At 72.7% G+C, this 18308-nt stretch carries 13 protein-coding genes and 1 pseudogene; 5 read left to right on the top strand and 9 right to left on the bottom strand.

Features of this window, described 5'->3' with window-relative positions:
• Positions 1-21: 21 nt before the first annotated feature.
• A pseudogene (locus VGH76_RS27390) lies at positions 22-804 on the top strand (acyl-CoA dehydrogenase family protein); the annotation flags it as partial.
• Positions 805-906: 102 nt separating this feature from the next.
• Here the strand turns inward: VGH76_RS27390 and VGH76_RS27395 are convergent.
• Positions 907-1671 carry a hypothetical protein gene (locus VGH76_RS27395; protein ID WP_331559941.1) on the bottom strand — a complete coding sequence of 255 codons (765 nt, stop codon included), beginning with the start codon at positions 1669-1671 and terminating at the stop codon, positions 907-909.
• A 110-nt stretch (positions 1672-1781) separates the two neighbouring features.
• Between VGH76_RS27395 and VGH76_RS27400 the strand changes: the two genes are divergently transcribed.
• Together VGH76_RS27400 and VGH76_RS27405 are read left to right on the top strand one after the other, a co-directional pair.
• Positions 1782-2624: a hypothetical protein gene (locus VGH76_RS27400; RefSeq protein WP_331559929.1), complete on the top strand. Its 843-nt coding sequence runs from the start codon at positions 1782-1784 to the stop codon at positions 2622-2624.
• 118 nt (positions 2625-2742) lie between these two features.
• Positions 2743-3747, top strand: coding sequence for a R2-like ligand-binding oxidase (locus VGH76_RS27405; RefSeq protein WP_331559930.1), 1005 nt, complete (start codon positions 2743-2745; stop codon positions 3745-3747).
• A 122-nt stretch (positions 3748-3869) separates the two neighbouring features.
• On the opposite strand, the gene VGH76_RS27410 is transcribed toward VGH76_RS27405, so the two are convergent.
• From VGH76_RS27410 to VGH76_RS27445, 8 genes are all read right to left on the bottom strand, one after another.
• Positions 3870-4109 carry a hypothetical protein gene (locus VGH76_RS27410; protein ID WP_331559931.1) on the bottom strand — a complete coding sequence of 80 codons (240 nt, stop codon included), beginning with the start codon at positions 4107-4109 and terminating at the stop codon, positions 3870-3872.
• Positions 4106-7777, bottom strand: a complete 3672-nt coding sequence (locus VGH76_RS27415) for a hypothetical protein (RefSeq protein ID WP_331559932.1) — start codon at positions 7775-7777, stop codon at positions 4106-4108. The genes VGH76_RS27410 and VGH76_RS27415 overlap by 4 nt, the downstream gene beginning before the upstream one ends.
• 330 nt (positions 7778-8107) lie before the next feature.
• Positions 8108-8869: a dihydrodipicolinate synthase family protein gene (locus VGH76_RS27420; RefSeq protein ID WP_331559933.1), complete on the bottom strand. Its 762-nt coding sequence runs from the start codon at positions 8867-8869 to the stop codon at positions 8108-8110.
• 23 nt (positions 8870-8892) lie between these two features.
• Positions 8893-10599, bottom strand: a complete 1707-nt coding sequence (locus VGH76_RS27425) for an IlvD/Edd family dehydratase (protein WP_331559934.1) — start codon at positions 10597-10599, stop codon at positions 8893-8895.
• Positions 10596-11900, bottom strand: coding sequence for an MFS transporter (locus VGH76_RS27430; protein WP_331559935.1), 1305 nt, complete (start codon positions 11898-11900; stop codon positions 10596-10598). Before VGH76_RS27430 ends, VGH76_RS27425 begins: the two co-directional genes overlap by 4 nt.
• A gap of 41 nt (positions 11901-11941) precedes the next feature.
• Positions 11942-13237, bottom strand: a complete 1296-nt coding sequence (locus tag VGH76_RS27435) for an enolase C-terminal domain-like protein (protein ID WP_331559936.1) — start codon at positions 13235-13237, stop codon at positions 11942-11944.
• Positions 13238-13248: 11 nt separating this feature from the next.
• Positions 13249-14625: an L-fucose:H+ symporter permease gene (gene fucP / locus VGH76_RS27440; RefSeq protein ID WP_331559937.1), complete on the bottom strand. Its 1377-nt coding sequence runs from the start codon at positions 14623-14625 to the stop codon at positions 13249-13251.
• Between the two features lie 116 nt (positions 14626-14741).
• Positions 14742-16130 carry a carboxylesterase/lipase family protein gene (locus tag VGH76_RS27445; protein ID WP_331559938.1) on the bottom strand — a complete coding sequence of 463 codons (1389 nt, stop codon included), beginning with the start codon at positions 16128-16130 and terminating at the stop codon, positions 14742-14744.
• A gap of 211 nt (positions 16131-16341) precedes the next feature.
• Here VGH76_RS27445 and VGH76_RS27450 point away from each other — a divergent pair, with 211 nt between their 5' ends.
• Together VGH76_RS27450 and VGH76_RS27455 are read left to right on the top strand one after the other, a co-directional pair.
• Complete coding sequence (locus tag VGH76_RS27450) at positions 16342-16995, top strand: hypothetical protein (protein ID WP_331559939.1); 654 nt, start codon at positions 16342-16344, stop codon at positions 16993-16995.
• Positions 16996-17101: 106 nt separating this feature from the next.
• Positions 17102-18226 (top strand): hypothetical protein, encoded by a 1125-nt coding sequence (locus VGH76_RS27455; protein ID WP_331559940.1) that lies wholly within the window; start codon positions 17102-17104, stop codon positions 18224-18226.
• The last annotated feature ends 82 nt before the right edge of the window (positions 18227-18308 follow it).

Genomic DNA, 18308 nt, shown 5'->3' on the forward strand with positions numbered 1-18308 from the left:
GAGGAACCCGAGGAGCTCGCCGTGACCCTGACAGACCCCCTCCGCACGGAGCAGCAGGCCCTGCGCGCCCGGGCCCGCGAGTTCGCCGGGGACGTCCTCGCCCACGTCCGCGAGGTCACCGACCCCCTGCCCACACCGACCGAGCGCTACCGGGCCACTCGCCCCTTCTACCGGCAGATGGTGGGGGCGGGCTTCCTGCGCCGGCTCGTGCCGCAGGTCCTCGGCGGGGACGGGACGGGCGCGTCCGCGACCGCCGTGCTGGCCGAGGAGCTGGTCGCCGGCGACCCGAGCGTGGCCCTGCACCTCTTCTCGACCGGGCTCGGCCTGAACCCCCTGCTGCGGGCCGGCACACCGGCACAGCGCCGGCGGTTCCTCGCACCGTTCCTGGCGACGACCGGGACCCCGCTCGCCTCACTCGCCCTCTCGGAGCCCGGTGGCGCCGCCGACCTCGGCCAGGCCGACCCGGGCACGGGGATCGCCCTGGGGCTGCGCACCAGCGCCCGCCGCGACGACGGGTACTGGACCATCGAGGGCGACAAGCAGTGGGTCTCGCGGGCCTGCGCGGCGGGGGTGATGCGGGCCGCCTTCGACGTCGCCCTGCGGTTCGCGCGCACCGACCGCCGGGGCGGCCTGGTCCCGGTCGTCGAGCACCAGGCCGTCGGGTTCCAGCTCGCCGACGTCAAGACGCGGATCGAGGCCGTCCGCGGCCTCACCCGGGCTGCGTGCGCCGCGGTGGACAGCGGGTCGCCCGGCGCCGCGGAGCTCTCCGTGCACGCCAAGATCTTCGGCTCCGAGGCCGCGGTCCAGACCGTCCGCTTCGGGACCGCCCTCCCGAGGTGGACCTCGGCCGGAGGGGAAAGGAATCGGTGCGGCGCGTCGAGGACGTCGTCCTCCCGGGACCAGGGCTCACGAGCCGGGGACGATGGTGACGTCGACCAGGCCCCAGTAGCCGGAGGCCTGGGGAGCGAGGTTGCCGGTCAGCATCGCCCCGCCGGCCCAGGAGCCGGGTGGGTCGAGGCGGTTCAGTTGGTAGAGGTCCCGGTCGCCGCGGGGCCCGCCGTCGACCGGCAGGACATCGAGCGGGCGGAAGCCGTGGACGGGGGTGGCGGGCGTGTTCGAGCGGCCGTCGGCGAACGCGGTGAGCACGTCGGCCCCGGCCGGCGCGTCCAGCATCAGCGCCGGGATCCCGAAGGTGCCGTTGCGGCCGGTGGTGGAGTGGAAGCGGCCGTTGCGGTAGGCGAGCACGGACAGCGAGTGCCCCTCGTCGCCGTGCGTGACGGTCATGTCGCTGACGACGGTCGATCCCCGCTCGCGTCCGTTGGCCGGGGCGGTGTAGACGTCGATGATCGAGCCGAACACGAGGTGGTGCTCGCGCTGGACCCACTGATGGCCCCCGCTGTCGCGCAGCCGGGTGTGCTGCGCCTCGGCATCGACCTCTCCCGGACCGGGTCCGTCACCCATCGCGACGGCGACCAGCAGGTTCGCCCCGTCCACGGTCGGAGGAAGGGTCACCGTGGCCGGCCTGTCCTCGAAGCGGGACTGAGCGGCCGCCGCGTCGAGGAACCCGACGGCGCCGACCGGCGAGGCCGTGGCGGGCGGTCCGACTCCGCAGCCCGCCAGGACGGCCGCGAGGGCCACCACGAGCCACGACCGCCCCGCATGCCCTGACATCGCCCATCCTCCCGGCACGCGCGGCGCGCCCGCCGACGCCGGGGAACGTCCCCCACTAGGGTTCGCCCCCGACACGTCGGAGACCGTGGACGGGGGCGCGAGGGATGACGATGACCGCGGCGGAATCGCGGCCCGCACCCGACACCTCGCGCCGCGACTACATCCTCTCGTACCTGACGTTGCGGCTGACGATCGGTTTCGTCGCGCTGAACCTCTCCGTGCTCGTGCTGGCCCTCACGCTGATCGACGACCAGACCGTCCTGCCCTCGATCAGCGACGCCTTCTACCACTCGTTCGCCGTCAGCGTGTTCGTCGGCTCGATGTGCGCGTTCGCGGCATTCCTGTGGGCCTACCAGTTCTCGTGGTGGGAATCGTTGCTCGGCAACCTCGGGGCGGTCGCGGGTGCCGCGGTGGCGGTGTTCCCCACCTCGCCGTCGGCGGGGGCGACGGATCGCGGCGCCTGGGTCCCGGTCGTCCACTACGTCAGTGCCGCGGCCTTCTTCGTCATCCTCGGCCTCTTCTGCGTCATCTGGTGGCGCGGCTCGAGCGCCAAGCGCGACGACACGACACGGACCGGGCACCCCGTCGTCTACGCCGTCTCCGGGATCGGGATCCTCCTGGTCGCCGTCGCCGCCGTCCTCGCCAAGGTCGCGCTCCCCGACGGGATCGCCTCGGCGCGGGTCTTCCTGATCTGCGAGATCCTCATGGTCGAGCTCTTCGGGCTCTCGTGGGTGCACCGCGGGGGCGCGGGCTCGGCCCGCTCGGCCGCCCCGGCGGCGGTCGCCACCCTCGCCTCGCTGCTGCTGATCTTCGTGGTCCCGACGACGGGGTGGATCGCCCCGGTGATCGTCCTCGTGGTCGCGGTCGGCCTGGTGTTCGCACTCCTGTGGAGCGCCCGGCCCACGGCGCCGGCGAACCGGTACGAGAGCGACGTCCGGGTCACGGCGTCGTAGGGCCGCTCCCGTCGAGGTGGTGTCTTCCGCCCCCGAACGAGGCACGCGGCGACCGTCGCCGGGAGTCCCGTGCCACTGTGGCGGCGGCCACACGCCGCCGAGGAACGGAGTCAGCGCAGTGAGCACCACACGCAGCATCGCGCACGGGCAGCGGACCGGTTACGCCAGCCTCGAGGCCGGCCGGCTCTCGTTCGACTCGTTCCCGATGCGCCTGTTCACCAAGGGCAACGCCCGCCACTGGAACCCCGCGGACATCGACTTCTCCCGGGACGCACGGGACCTGGCCGCGATGACCGACCAGGAGCGCTGGCTGACCTCGGCCCTGGCCGCGCAGTTCATGGCCGGCGAGGAGTCGGTGACCCAGGACCTGCAGCCCTTCATCGGCGCGATGGCCGCCGAGGGCCGGCTCGCCGACGAGATGTACCTGACCCAGTTCCTCTACGAGGAGGCCAAACACACCGAGTCGTTCCGGCGCTGGTTCGACGCGGTGGGCATGACCGACGACCTGCACGAGTTCGTCGACTTCAACGACGCCTACACGCAGGTCTTCGCCCAGGAACTGCCGGCGAGCCTGTACGCGCTGCACGACGACCCCTCGCCGGCCAACCAGGTCCGCGCCTCGGTCACCTACAACCACGTGGTCGAGGGCGCGCTCGCGCTCACCGGCTACTTCGGTTGGGGCAAGGTCTGCGCGTCGCGCGGAATCCTCCCGGGGATGCAGCAGCTGGTGAAGCTCATCGGCGACGACGAACGCCGGCACATGGCCTGGGGCACCTTCACCTGCCGACGCCACGTCGCGGCCGACGACCAGCTGTGGACGGTGGTCAACGACCGGCTCGAGGAGCTCTTCGCGCCCGCGGTCGGCGTCATCGCGAACACATTCGCCCACTTCGGCGACGAGGATCCGCCGTTCGGCATCGGCGTCGACGAGATGACCGAGTACGCCGCCGACCGGTTGAACCGGCGCCTCGGCACCATCGAGTCCGCGCGCGGTGCCGACCTGCGCTCCATCGACACCGACGCCGACCCGGAGCGCCTCGAGGAGACCTTCCACGCCGAGGACCAGGCCGCGCTGGCGCAGGCTGCGGGCTCCGGCGACGCTCCCGTGGTCGCGCAGGTCTGACCGGTCCGGCCCTCGCGGGCGGCGGTGGCGAGATCGGGGACCACACGTTGCTACGGCAGCGCGGTGCGCGACCACCTCCTGCGCCGTCGCCGACCCGCGAGGGGCCGTCGGGACGCACTGCGTCAGGAGTCGCCGTGGGCGAGGCGTCGGTGGTCGCGCCGGGCGAGGACCCCGCACACCACGGCCACGACGGCGAAGGCGGCGGCGAGGAGCCACTCGAGCTCGCCGTTCCCGCCGTCGGGGTCGAGGCCGGTGAGGAGCTCGATCCAGTCGGCCCAGACGAGGGTGACGAGCGCGAGGACCGCGGCGATGACGGTGGCGACCACCTCGAGCCGGTACCGCTGATGGAGACGACGTCTCATCCGGACCCTCCCGGGACTGGGGGCAGGTACTCGACCTGATAGGTGCTTCCGGCTCCGGGCACGTCGGAGTCCCGCCCGAGCACGGCGACGGTGAACCGCTCTCGCCGCACGTCGTCGATCGGCTCCGTCGGCGCCGTGACGCGGAGGAACAGCGGCTGCCTGGTCTTCTCCCCGAGCTGATCGCGCAGCGGCACGCTGTGGAGCTCCCCCGGTGGGAGGAGCACGAACGGCCCGGCGCTCGCCCGCTTGACGTCCTCGATCATCTGCCGGGTCCGGGCATGGTCGAAGCGGCTCAGCTCCAGCATCCTCGCCATGTCCCGGAGCTGCGCGTCCGCCCACCGGCCGAGCTCGTCCGGGTCGCCGCGCTCGAAACGCGCCAACGCGTCGGGGTCGAGCAGATTCGCCGGCGCGAGCAGGCCGATCTCCCCGGCCAGTCCCCGCAGGTCGAGCTGCAGCGCGACCCGTCGGAACGCGCCGGGAGTCTCGGCGAGCACGACCCGCACCCACCGGTCCGGGGTGGTCTTGCCGGGGGGCGATCCCACGAACTGGACGAGGTGCAGGTTCTTCTGGGCCACCTTGCGTTCGTCGACGGTCAGGGCGTCCACGTTCGTCTCGGTCGCGGCGAACACGTCGTCCTTCGCGTGCACGACGGCCAGGGCGCAGAAGTGCGCGTGGCCCGGGAGGCTGGCCGGCGGCGCCAGCATGGTCGAGGGGAGGTCGAACTCCGCGACCTGTGGCACCCCGACCCGCAGGTTCGGGAGGTCGACGATCCCGACGGTCCGCCACTGGGCGCTCGTGATCGGGGTCCCGGTCTGCACGGAGGTGGTGTAGCTCGCGGGCAGCGGCGGCAGACCGGCGGACGCATCGGCGATCAGGAGCATGACCTGAACCGTGCCCGAGGCCGAGACGCCCCGGTTGTGCACCTCCACGTACACCCGGTTGGTGACGGTGCCCTCGGCCGGGTCCAGCGTGGCGACACCGCCACTGCCGTCGACGAGCTTGTCGGTGAAGACGTAGAAGTCCAGGTCGGTACCGGCCGTCTGCCAGCCCGCCGAGGTCGGGACGTCGACCTTGATGTTGGGAGAGGCCCAGTGCCGGGTCACGTCGGCCGGCCATACCGCGGGATCGTCCCGGCCGTCCGCGGTGGGCACGAACCCGAGGTCGAGCGTGGTGTCCCGCAGGTAGAGCTCGACGTCGGGGGGCGCCGGGGGATCGAGCTTGAGCTCGAACACGCCGCGCCCGTGCAGCGCCGCGACCAGCCGTCGGGAGGGCGCGTGCAGCTTGAGGTCGAGCACGGCGCTGTCGGGCAGGCCGTTCTCCAACGGCGTCCAGGTGACGCCGGCGTCGCCCGAGCGCCACACCCCGATGTCGGCCCCGACGTACACCGTGGGGCCGTCGACCACCAGTGCGTTGTGCTCGACGTCGAGCAGGCTGGTCAGAGCGCCGGCCGAGGGTCCGCTGCGCGCTGCCCAGGACGATCCGTCGAAGTGCCAGACGTGGCGGTAGTCGCCGTTGCCACCCAGCGCCACGAAGATCGACGCCCCGGTGGTGTCCGCGGGATCGACCGCGATGTCGGTGACGAGCGTGACGATGGGGAGCGCTCCGCCGGCGGCGTCGTCGATGCGGTTCGCCGTCCAGGTCCCGCCGCTGCGGTCGTAGCGGAAGACCCGCCCTCCGGTGGTGCCCACGAAGAAGCGGTCACGGGTGGCGAAGGTGATGCAGAACGCCGAGCCGCCGCTCACCGCGGGGAGAGTGGACCAGGTGCTCGGGGATGCCGCGAAGTCGCTGCTGAGGAAGATCGAGGGCCCGGCGCCGTAGGCGATCAGCTCGGCGTCCGACGCGGTGGTCGACGGCGGCGCCTCGACCAGCGGCTGCGCCATGACGAACCAACCGGCGCCGGTGGGGGTGACGTCGGTGAACGAGGGGTAGTCCTGCCCGCCGTCGGTGGCGCGCTGCACCCGGCCGTTCGCGAAGACGAGCACCCGACGCGGGTCGGCCCAGTTGATCACCGGGTAGCCGCCGTCGCCGCCCCAGACGTGGGTCCAGCACTCCTCGCCGGTGTAGCGGCCCGTACCGTTGTCCTGGAATCCGCAGAACATCACGGCCGGCTCGGTCGGGTGCAGCGCCAGGAAGTTGGCGCTCATCGTGCTCAGGCCGGTGTTGCGGGCCTCGAAGGTGGCAGCACCGGTGGCCGTGGCCGTCCGGAACAGGCCACCGTCGCAGCACGACCACACCGTGTCGGAATCGCCCGGTGAGTACACCAGGGCGTGGACGTCCGGGTGCGAGCCGGCGCCGACGAAGGTGCTGGTCATCGAATAGGTGCCGCCGCCGGTGCTGGACACGACGCCCCGGTAGATCGCGCCGTCGCTGACGTTCACCGCCGACCCACCCAGGAAGATGCGGTTGGCGTTGTTCGGGTCGACCGCGATCGTGAGGTCGTAGTCGCCCTGCGTGCCGAGCAGACCCGCGGGCGCGCCGTTCACGGCCTTCCAGGCTCCCGCTCCCCCGTCGAGGCGGTAAACGCCCTGGAGGCTGTTGGACGAGTTCGCGACGAGTGCGTAGACCACGCTGGCGCTGGTGCGCCGCACGGCCAGGCCGATCCGGTTGATGCTGGTCGGGAAGCCTGTTCCCACCGCGGTCCAGGTCGCGCCGTCGGACGAGGAATAGACCTTGTCGCCCCAGGCCGCCGCGAAGAAGGTGGTGGTCCCACCCGAGCGGGCGACGACCACGCTCGGGTGCACGCCGCTGCGCTTGCGCACCCACCGGAACCCGCCGGCACCGTCGGGCTCGCGGCGGTACAGGCCGGCGGTCGTCGCCGCGACGACGCGCTCGCGGTCGGCCGGGTCCACCGCGAGCTGGAAGAACGCCTCGCCGGCCAGCGGAGGGGACGCCGGGTCGGTCGACTCGGTGACCCACGTGCCGCCGCCGTCGTCGCTACGCAGCGGACCGACCCCGCGGTAGCTCGGGAGCGCAGAGGTCACCCGTACGGAGAAGAGGGCGTCGGTGTCACCCTCACCGGTGCCGACGTAGACCCGGTCGGGTTGGGCCTCGTCGATCGCGATGGCTCCACACGACAGGCTGATGGTCGCGAACGTCGTCGGGTCGACGTCGAAGTTCTCCATCGTCGAGGCCCAGGTGTCGCCTCCGTCGTCGGAGCGCCACACCCCGCCGTCCGGGGTCGCGAGGTAGAGCCGTCGACCCCCGGGTGCGACGGCGATCCCGCTGGCCCGCCCGCTGATCGCGGGTCGACCGCTGGGCTGACCCCGCCGCACGACCGAAGGGCCACACGGAACCCAGTTGCTGATCCCCGGGATACCGGGCATGGGGGGAACGGCGCGCCCGAAGGCGGCGACTCCGGCGAGCCGGGCCGGGCCCGTCCGGCGGACGGCGAGCTGGCGTTGGCGGTACTGCTCGATGACGTCCTGCCAGTACGTGGACCGCACATCGGCGAGGACCTCGGCGCCCCGGCCCGGCTGCAGCCGACTGGTGGCCCCGAGCGGGCTGGACTGGCCGGTCTCCGCCGCCGAGGCGCCGTCGCCGAACCGCGCCAGCCGAGCGAGCGCGACGTCCGCCGACCCGTCGTGCACCTCTCCGTTGCCCGAGACCTCGGCATCGGAGGTCTCGACGCGGCCGGCCATCCGGGTGTAGCGAGCCTCGAGGAACGGCACGAACCACCCCGAGGGACCCCGATCGGGAATCCGTACCGGAACGGATTCCGCCGATTTCTCCTGCCCGGTCTTCTCCGGAGCGCTCATCGATCCCCCCGAGGCCGCCACGGGCCGGCGCTTCCCGACCTCGCGCCACCTGTCCGTGTCGTGTACCGCGGCGGCGCGATCTCCACGAACGCCCCCGATCGCACCCCGCGATGTCACGAAGTGTGCTCGTCATCGACTCAAGGCAGAAGCCTTCTCAGCCGTTCAGCGCAGTAGAACCGGAAACCCTGACGGCCAGCGGCGTATCCGATTGCGCTGAGTCACACACCCACCCTCCGAGGTACGTCACCCCATCCGCACCACGTCCGACGTCCCGAACCGCTTCGCGACCAGCTGCTTGACCCCGCGCGGGAAGTCGTGCTCGCAGGCCAGGTGGGTGGGGGTGAACGCGCGCATCGCCTCGGCGTCGCCGGCGAACGCCGCGGCGCACAGCTCGGGGGCGACGTTGGCCAGGGCGAGGATGCCGCCCGCGCAGCCGAGGGCCCCGGCCTGGTGGAGCAGCGCCGGGTTGCCGGTCCAGACGGGGCCCGGGTAGGAGTCGACGGTCGCCAGCAGGCGGGTCGCGTCGCCCGAGGAGTCCTTGCAGCCCGCGATGGGCAGCGAGGGCAGCGTCTCCAGCGGGATGCCGGGCGGGGAGACGGCCGGGAAGTGGTAGGCGAGCACCGGCGTCGTGCCGGCCGCGTCGGCCAGCGCGCGGTAGTAGCCGGTCGGGTCGGCGAGCCCGCGCGGGGTCCGGGCGATGACGGCGTCGACGCCGGTGTCGGGAGCACGCGCGGTCAGGCGTGCCGCCTGGTGGGTCGACGCGGCGCCGGTGCCGCCGACCACGACGGTGTCGCCGACGGCGCCGCGGACGGCGGTGAACAGCCGCAGCCGCTCGTCCTCGTCGAGCGCGTCGGCCTCGCCGGTGGTGCCGGCGACGACGATCGCCTCGGCGCCGAGCTCGACCAGCTCGGCGGCGAGCCCGGCCGAGGCGTCGGCGTCGAGCTCGCCGCGGGCGTCGAAGAGCGTCACCAGGGCGACGCCGACGCCGGTGAAGACGGGATCCATCTCGGTTCCTCCTCCGGGGAGCATCAGTGGGACTCGCGCGGGACCCCGGCGCCGCTGCGCCCGACCAGGAAGTCCAGATCCGCGCCCCGGTCGGCCTGCAGGACGTGCTCGGTGTAGAGGCGGGTCCAGCCGCGACCGTCGGGGGCCGCCGGCGGGCGCCAGCGCGCGCGGCGCGCGGCCAGCTCGTCGTCGTCGACGTGCAGGTGCAGCCGGCGGCCCGGCACGTCGAGCTCGATCTCGTCCCCGGTCTCGACCAGCGCGAGCGGCCCGCCGACGGCGGCCTCGGGCGCGATGTGCAGCACGACGGTGCCGTAGGCGGTGCCCGACATGCGACCGTCGCTGACGCGGACCATGTCGCGGATCCCGCGCTCGAGCAGCTTGCGCGGCAGGCCGACGTTGGCGACCTCGGGCATGCCCGGGTATCCCCGCGGGCCGTTGTTGCGCAGGACCAGCACCGTGGACGGGTCGACGTCCAGCTCGTCGCTGACCGCCCGGTACTCCTCGGGGGACTCGAACACCAGCGCCCGGCCACGGTGCTGCCGCAGCTCCGGCGACGCCGCCGACTGCTTGATCACCGCGCCGTCGGGGGCGAGGTTGCCCCGCAGCACGGCGGTCCCGCTGCCCGCGGGGGCCAGCGGCTCGTCGAAGGGTCGGATGACCTCGCGGTTCCAGCAGCCGGCGGCCCCGATCGCGACCTTGACCACGCCGCCGGCGACGGTCGGCCGGTCGAGGTGGAGCAGGTCGGCGATCTCGCGCATCACCGCCGGCAGCCCGCCCGCGTAGCAGAGGTCCTCCATGAGGAACCGTCCCGACGGTTCCAGGTCCACCAGGGTGGGCACGTCGCGGCCGAGCGCGTCGACGTCGTCGAGGGAGAACGGCACGCCGAGCCGCCCCGCGATCGCCGCGAGGTGGATCACGGCGTTGGTCGAGCCGCCGATGGCCGCGTTGACCCGGACGGCGTCCTCGAACGCCTCCCGGCTCATGATCGTCGACGGCCGGACGTCGTCGGTGACGAGCTCGACGACGCGCTGGCCCGCCCGCTGCGCGGTCTGGTCACGGCGGGCGTCTACGGCGGGCCAGGTCGCCGAGTAGGGCAGCTGCATCCCGAGGGCCTCGGCCAGGCACGCCATCGTCGACGCGGTGCCCATCGTCATGCAGTGCCCTGGCGAGCGGGCCATCGCACCCTCGGCCACCGCGCACTCGGCGGGAGTGATCGTCCCGGAGGCGAGCTCCTCCTCGAAGCGCCACACCTGGGTGCCCGACCCGAGCTGGCGGCCCTGGTAGCGGCCGCTGAGCATCGGGCCGCCGGTGACGACGACGGCCGGGAGGTCGACGCTGGCCGCGGCCATGAGGAGTCCGGGGGTCGTCTTGTCGCACCCGGAGAGCAGGACGAGGCCGTCGAGCGGGTTGGCCCGCATCAGCTCCTCGGCCTCCATGGCCAGCAGGTTGCGGTAGAGCATCGCGGTGGGCCGCAACAGCGTCTCCCCGAGCCCGGTGCACGGGAACTCCCGCGGGAACCCGCCGGACTGCCACACCCCCCGCTTCACCGCCTCGGCCACGCGGTGCAGGTGGGCGTTGCACGGCACCAGCTCCGACCACGTCGTCGCGATGCCGATCACCGGGCGGCCGTCGAAGACCTCGTCGGTGACGCCCTGGTTGCGCATCCAGGAGCGGTGGATCATCCCGGACCGGCCCTCGGCGCCGAACCACGCGGAGCTGCGGCCGCTCACGACGAGCCCCCGGCCGCGCTCGCGGGCTCGGGCTCGACCGCCGCCGGGCCCGGGTTCGCCCGGCCCCGCAGCGTGATCATGACCAGGCCGCCGAGGAGTAGCGACACCGCGAGCACGATCGAGGTGGACAGGAAGCTGCCCGACACGTCCTGGAGGTAACCCCCCACGTAGGGCCCGACGAACCCACCGAGGTTGCCCAGGGCGTTGATCAGACCCATGGCGCCGCCGGCGAGTGTCACCGGCACGGCGAGCGACGCGCTGGCCCAGAAGGGTCCGTCGTAGGCCAGTGCCCCGGCCATGGCGACGCTGACCAGCGCGATCGACAGCGCCGCCAGGCTGCCCAGCGCCACCGAGGCGACCAGCGCGACGGCACCGATCGCCAGCGAGACGAGTACGTGGAGCCCGTAGCGACGGTTGCGGTCGGCGGCCCGCGCGTTGAGGTACATCGCGACCGCGGCCACGACGTACGGGATCGCGGTCAGCCAGCCGACGAGCGTGCTGTTGCCGCCGGTGGTGGCCTTGAGGAGCGTCGGCAACCACAGGGTCAGCCCGTAGAACCCGACCTGGACCAGGAAGTACACGAGCACGAGGCGCCAGACCACGCTGGAACGGAACACCTGCCCGTAGCCGGCGAAGGCCGGCGCGTCCCGCTCGTCCTCGGCCAGGGAACCCTCGATCCAGTCCCGTTCGGACGCCGAGACCCACGACGCCTGGGACGGCCGGTCGCTGACGAGGAACCACCACAGGGGCAGGGCGATCACGAACGGCAGCGCGCCCTGGATGAAGAACAGCGCCCGCCAGTCGGAGAACGAGAGGATCCAGCCCGACAACGGCGCGGTGATGATCGAGGAGATCGGGATGTTCATCATCCAGACGCCGAAGGCGCGGGCGCGCTCCCGGCGCGGGAACCAGTGGCTGATCAGCACCAGGATCGCCGGCCAGATGCCGCCCTCGGCCACCCCGAGCAGCAGGCGCACCACCAGCAGCTGACCGAAGGACTGCACCACGCCGGAGAGCAGCGCGAAGACGCCCCACGCGACGATCATGATCGTGACGAACTTCTTCGCGCTCCAGCGCTCGGCCAGGTGACCGCCCGGGATCTGCAGCACGAGGTAGCCGAGGAAGAACACGCCCCCGGCCAGGCCCTGCTGGGCCTTGTCGAGGTGGAGATCCTGACCCAGCCCGCTGAACGCGAAGCTGATGTTGGTCCGGTCCATGTACGAGATCACGTACACGATCACGGCGACCGGGATGAGTCGTACCCATCGCGCTCGTCCGACCGGGGTCGTTGCGGTGGTCATCGTCGACCTCCTCGTGCGTGGGTGTTCGGGTCTCGAGGACCTCAGCCCGCCCAGGCCGAGCCGTGGGGGAAGGCGTAGGCCTCGCGGGTGGCCGGCAGGATCTCGGCGCTGTAGCCCGGCCGGGTCGATGGCAGGTAGGCCGGGCCCTGCAATCGGACCGGGTCGGCGAAGTGCTCGTGCAGGTGGTCGACGTACTCGATCATCCGGTCCTCGCGGGAGCCGCTGACGGCGACGTAGTCGAACATCGACAGGTGCGAGACCAGCTCGCAGAGCCCGACGCCCCCGGCGTGCGGGCAGACCGGCACGTCGTGCGCGGCGGCGAGCAGCAGGACCGCGACGACCTCGTCGACGCCACCGGGACGTGCCGCGTCCAGCTGGCAGACGCCCATGGCGCCGGCGGCCAGGAACTGCTTGAACATCACCGCGTTGTGCGCGTGCTCGCCGGTGGCCACGCGGGTGGGGGCGATGGCGCGGGCGATGGCGGCGTGCGCGAGGACGTCGTCGGGACTGGTCGGTTCCTCGAACCACCAGATGTCGTAGGGCGCGAGCGCCTCGTGCCAGCGCACCGCGTCCGCGGCCCCGAGCGTCTGGTTGGCGTCGATCATGAGACGGCGTCCGGGACCGATCGCCTCGCGGGCGAGCGCGCAACGGCGCACGTCGGCGGCGAGGTCCCCGCCGACCTTCAGCTTGATCGAGTCCCAGCCCGCCGCCACGGCCTCTCGGCACAGCCGCGCGAGCTTGTCGTCGTCGTACCCCAGCCAGCCGGCGCTGGTGGTGTAGGCCGGGTAGCCCTCCCGGCGCAGGCGGGCCTCGCGCTCCTCGCGCCCGGGCACCTGCTTCTCGAGCATCTCGCGGGCGGCCTCGGGGGTGAGAGTGTCGCGCAGGTAGCGCCAGTCGACGAGGTCCACGAGCTCCTGGGGATCCATGTCGGCGAGCACCTTCCACACCGGCTTGCCGACGACCTTGCCGATGAGGTCCCAGGCGGCGTTGACGACCGCGGCGAGCCCGAGCTGGATGGTCCCCTTGGCCGGGCCGAGCCAGCGCAGCTGGCTGTCGGCCTGCAGGTACCGGGAGAAGCCACCCGGGTCCGCGACGAGCTCGGCGATCGACCGGCCCCGCGCCCGGCGGCCGATCGCGGCCGCGGCGGCGACCGCGAGCTCGTTGCCCCGCCCGATCGTGAAGGTGAAGCCGTGGCCCTCGAGCCCGACGTCGGTGTGCAGCACGACGTAGGCGGCCGAGTAGTCCGGCGCCTCGTTCATGGCGTCGGACCCGTCGAGCGCGCGGGAGGTGGGGAAGCGGAGGTCGACGGTCTCGACGTCGACGATGACCCCGTCCATGCGGTCGCCGATCAGGCGCCGTCGTCGGCGTGCTCGGCGTCGCGCCCACCCGGACCCGCCATTGCCGGCGTCGGCGCCTCGTCGAGGACGTGGTGGCGCAGGTTGCTGCGGAAGTACAGCAGGATCCCGAGGAAGCAGACCGCGGACACCACGAAGGACATCTTGAGGGAGCCGAGCGCGTCCGAGACCGCGCCCTGCAGCACCGGGACGACCGCGCCGCCGACGATGGCCATCACCAGGATCGCGCCGCCGGTCTCCTGGTAGCGCTTGTCCTCGATGGTGTCCAGGGTCTGCCCGAAGATCGTCGGCCAGCACGGACCCATGAGGAGGTTGGAGGCGATCACCAGCCAGATCGTCGACGCTGCCGGACCGAAGGCGGCCAGCAGCAGCAACCCCGCGCCGATCCCGCAGTAGACGACCAGCACCCGGGCCGCCGAGAAGCGCGCGATGAGGGCGTTCGCCACGAACTTGCCGGCGAGGAAGCAGGTGAACCCGGCGATCATGAAATTGGTCGCCTGGCGCTCGTTCATGCCGGGGTAGAGCTCGAGGGCCACCCGGATCGTGAACGACCACACGGCCGTCTGCAGGCCGACGTAGAGGAACTGCGCCGCGATGCCCTTGCGGTACTGCGGGATCCGGACGAGCACCCGCAACGTCTCGCCGAGCCCCGCCGGGCGCTCCGCGGCCTCCCCCGTCGGCTTGCTCCGCGGGAACTCGGTGAGCACGAAGAGTACGAGCAGGCAGACGAGGACGATGAGGATGTACTTGTAGGGCAGCAGGGTGTTCTGCAGCAGGTCGCGGCCGAGGGCGAGCTTCGCCTCCGGCGTCGGTGCCGCGTCGAGCTGCGCCTGGATGGAGTCCCCGGTGCTGAAGATCAGGTACTTGCCGAGGATGACGCCGAGCAGGTTGCCGATCGGGGTGAAGGTCTGCGAGATGTTCAACCGCAACGTGGAGGTCCGGCGCGGTCCGAGCATCGACGAGTACGTATTGGCGCTGGTCTCGAGGAAGCTCAGCCCGATCGCGACGGCGAAGATGCAGAACAGGAACATGCCGTAGGTCGCGAGCATGCTGGCCGGGAAGAACAGCCCGCAGCCGATGATGTAGACCGACAGGCCGATCAGGACGCCGACCTTGTACGACGTCCGGCGCACGATGCGCGACGCCGGGATGGCGATCAGGAAGTAGCCGCCGTAGAACGCCGACTGGACGAACGCCGTCGCGGCGTCGGACAGGGTGAAGACGTGCTTGAACTGCGTGATCAGGATGTCGTTGAGCCCGGCGGCCGCGCCCCACATGGGGAACAGCAGCGAGAGCAGGACGAACTGGAACAGCGGGGTCCGGTCGAGATACCCGGAGTCCAGCTGCCGTGCGGGATTCTTGATCAGCATCGAATCCACTCCGTATGCGCCGGTGCACCCCGTCGTGGCGGAAAGTAACCCGAAAAAGCGAGGAGTAGCAAGGCCTGTACGCACGGCGACGGGATCGCCGGGCCCGCGTCAGCAGGTCACGCGAACCGGTGCACCGAGTCGGTCCCGTCGGCCTGCCACCCGGGATCCCCCGTGCGGGCGAACGCGGTCCAGGCGGCCTGCATCTCCGCCGAGAGCTCGCGCGGCGGGTCGTCCGCGGCCAGCGCGTCGGGGCCGGAGGCGGCGTCCAGGGTGTCGAAGACGAACGGCAGCTCGAGCCCGTGGCACGCCCCGAGCCGCCCACCGAAGGCCGGCGACCGCCACCCGAACTCGTAGCGACGGGCGCGGCCGCGGTGGGCCTCGACGAGCCGCCGGGCCGGGCCGCGGAAGAGCAGCTCGGTCACCACGCCCGCGTACCGCTCGCCCGGGGACCCGCTCGCCTGCGCCAGCAGCCGGTCGGCGTCGGGATGGACGGCCGCGAGCGCTGCCCGGACCTGGTCCTCGCCCATGGCCTCGAGCGCGCCGGTCGGCACGAGGTAGAGGTTCATCTCCTCGTCGTTGGCGCCCGCGAGCAGGTCGACGTCCGCGCCGCTCCCGGCCGCGATCGCGTCGAGCGGCGCGACGGGCAGGACGTCGTCGCCGATCACGGGTGCGAGCACGCCCACGCCGAAGCCGGGGTCGATGCCGTCGGGCTCGCGCAGGTCGCCGCGTCGCGCCGGCACGGACACGGCGTCGAGCGCAGTGATCGCGTCGGCGATCGGACGCTCCCGCACGGCGGCGGCGGCGTCCTCGACGCCCAGCTCGGCGGTGAAGCGGGACGCGAAGTCCTGCAGCAGGGCGAGGCTGTGCACGACCTCCGCGCCGCCGCTCTGGACGATCGCCCGGTCGAACAGCCCTGCCGCCAGCGGGGAGCCGAGCAGCGCCCCGATCGACATGGCGCCCGCCGACTCGCCGAACACCGTGACGGTGCCGGGGTCGCCGCCGAACGCGGCCGCGTTCTCCCGCACCCAGGCCAGCGCCGCGAGCTGGTCGCGCAGCCCGACGTTGGTGGCGCCCCCGGGCAGGGGCAGGAAACCCTCGGCACCCAGCCGGTAGGTCACCGACACCAGCACGACGCCGCGGTGGGCGAGCGCCGTGCCGTCGTAGACCGGGGCTCCGGGCTCGCCGGCGAGGAAGGCGCCGCCGTGCAGGAACACCATGACCGGCAGGCCCGCCCCGCCCGGGGTCCAGACGTCGACGGTCAGGTAGTCCTCCCCCCGCCGCCAGCCGTGGCCGAGGATCGGGGAGAGATCGAGGCCGGGGATGCCGCGCTGGGGTTGGGGCGCGTTCGGTCCGGGGCGCGTGGCGTCGCGGACGCCGTCCCAGCGTGGCGCCGGTCCGGGTGCGGCGAACCGGATCGGCGGGCCCGCGTAGGGCACGCCGAGGAAGCGGTGCACCCCGTCCTTCTCGAGACCGCTGACCCTGCCCGACGTCGTCCGTGGCTCCACACCCGCTGCCTACCGCACCGGGCCGGGGTGAGCAGGGCGGAGCGCCGACCTGCCGAGCGCGGTGTCCGGGCGCCAGGGGGTGCTGACCGACCAACAGCGGGCGAGTCCGAGCCGCACCGTCAGGTCGCCGGCCAGGGCCCCGCCCAGCCCCTCACCGGTCGGTATCCGCATCGGGTCGCGGTGATCACGGGCGTCGAGGACGATCAGGGACGTGCCGAGATTCCTGCTCCTGCTCGGGGCCGCGATCGCCGTCCTCGTCGTGGGGACGGCCCTGATCTGGATGATCCAGCGGATGCGGCAGGGCACTGCCCGACGCGCGCGGCGGGGCGCAGCGACCCGACGGCGGGTCGCGGACGCGATGGAGCGCGCAGACCTCGCCGCGGGCACGATCTCGGTGCCCGACCGGTTCGGCGCGCTCGGGACCGACGGCCACCTCCAGCTGACGGCCGAGCCGCAGCCCGGGGACCTGTCGTACGCGGTGGCCGCGCCCACCCCGCCGTTCGACCTGACCGGGCCCGGCGCGGCGGACGCCCTGCAGGACTGGGAGACCGCGTCCCTGCCCCGGCGACGGACCCTGGTGATCCGCGCCTACCTGGCCCACCCGTTGCCGCGGGTGCGGGCCGAGGCGCTGGACCTGATCGGCGCCCTGGGCATCGAGGACACCCGCGCGCCGAGGCACCTGGCGCGGCTGCTGCGCGACGACGCCGAACCGGTGCGGCGCAAGGCGGCGACGACGGCGTGGTCCAGCGGTGTCGACGCCGTCGTCGACGCCCTGCGCGAGGACCCCGCGGACGCGGCGGAGCGCGCCCACGCCGAGCTGGTCACCCACGCCCCGCCCGGGCGCCGGGCACCGGCCCTGCGCTGAGCGTGCCCTTTTCCTAGGCCGTCGGAGTGAGCGCGGTCCGCCATTCTCGGCCGCCGTGGGCACCATGGACGGGGAATCGGGTGCGCATTCGGCGTGGGGGATATCCATGGGGACCGACGTGGGTCATGTGGGTGCGATGGAGGGCGACGGCCACGTCCGCCCACCCACCGAGCCCGGCACCGCATTCACCGTCGAGCCCCCGGAACCGGACGGGGAGCCTCCCACTGGTTCGCCGTCGGTGCACGACCTGATCGTGGCGTACCAGAAGAAGGACCGTACGCAGTACCAGCTCCTCAAGAACGACTTCATCGAGGAGAACGGCGCGGTCCAGGACGAGTACATCGCGGTGAGGTCGCAGAGCGGGGTGTACCTCACGGACCGGGCCAGTCGCCTCCTCCCCTGGCGGCACAGCTACCGGATCCGGGCGTACTACGCCCGCGCGCTCAACCCCAGCGTGGACGACGCCGTCAGGAAGACCCGGTTCGAGGAGAGCCGGTGGCGGCCCGTGCTCACGGGCCGCTCCGAGGAGATCGTCCTCACGCAGCTGTTCTCGCTGATCGCGTCGCTGTTCCGCGTCCAGGACCTGGACCGGAACGCCGAACCGACGCCCGCGCAACAGACGATGATCGCGGTCACCGCGCGCGACGTCCTCGCCTACGTTCCCGTGCTCCAGCGGTTCGCCGCGGGCCTCGCCCGCCGCGCGACCCTCCAGGCCTACTTCTTCGGCATGCTCGTCGGGGTCGCCATCGCCGCGGCGGCCATCTGGGTGCTCTCGGTCCCGGCACAGCTGACGCTCGGCACGATCCAGCTGAGCCTGGTCGGGAACTGCGCCGCGGCCGGCGGGGTCGGTGCGGTCATCAGTGTCATGGTCCGTGTCACCAACAACGACAACCTGAACATCGACTACGAGCGCGGGCGGGTGATCGCCTTCCTGGTGGGCGTGTTCCGGCCGATCATCGGAGCCGTGTTCGGCGGCATCCTCCTGATATTCCTCAAGAGCGGGCTGATCGCGATCACCATCGCGCCGGCCACGCTGCAGGACATCACGCTGTTCTACGTCGCGGTCGGATTCCTGGCCGGGTTCAGCGAGCGGTGGGCGCAGGACACGATCGTCAACAGCACGCCGGCCATGAAGGCGAGGACGCCGCCGGCCGGGCCCGACGGGGCGACCGGGGACGCCTCGCCGCGCGGCGGCCGACGACGGCGAGCACCGCGGGCCGGAACGGACTGACGCCGGCCGAGCCGGGACGTGGTACCTCGCGGAGCAGACGGGAGATCAACGCCGCGGACTCGTCGATCGGGTCGGCGGCGGT

Source organism: Actinomycetospora sp., assembly GCF_036497585.1.
In the GTDB taxonomy this organism is placed as follows: Bacteria; Actinomycetota; Actinomycetes; order Mycobacteriales; family Pseudonocardiaceae; genus Actinomycetospora.

What these genes read in the sequence shown, in the direction of transcription:
- VGH76_RS27435 (WP_331559936.1), bottom strand. Translation starts at nt 13,237, where the DNA reads ATGGACGGGGTCATCGTCGACGTCGAGACCGTCGACCTCCGCTTCCCC.
- fucP (WP_331559937.1), bottom strand. Translation starts at nt 14,625, where the DNA reads ATGCTGATCAAGAATCCCGCACGGCAGCTGGACTCCGGGTATCTCGAC.
- VGH76_RS27395 (WP_331559941.1), bottom strand. Translation starts at nt 1,671, where the DNA reads ATGTCAGGGCATGCGGGGCGGTCGTGGCTCGTGGTGGCCCTCGCGGCC.
- VGH76_RS27420 (WP_331559933.1), bottom strand. Translation starts at nt 8,869, where the DNA reads ATGGATCCCGTCTTCACCGGCGTCGGCGTCGCCCTGGTGACGCTCTTC.
- VGH76_RS27400 (WP_331559929.1), top strand. Translation starts at nt 1,782, where the DNA reads ATGACCGCGGCGGAATCGCGGCCCGCACCCGACACCTCGCGCCGCGAC.
- VGH76_RS27455 (WP_331559940.1), top strand. Translation starts at nt 17,102, where the DNA reads ATGGGGACCGACGTGGGTCATGTGGGTGCGATGGAGGGCGACGGCCAC.
- VGH76_RS27430 (WP_331559935.1), bottom strand. Translation starts at nt 11,900, where the DNA reads ATGACCACCGCAACGACCCCGGTCGGACGAGCGCGATGGGTACGACTC.
- VGH76_RS27410 (WP_331559931.1), bottom strand. Translation starts at nt 4,109, where the DNA reads ATGAGACGTCGTCTCCATCAGCGGTACCGGCTCGAGGTGGTCGCCACC.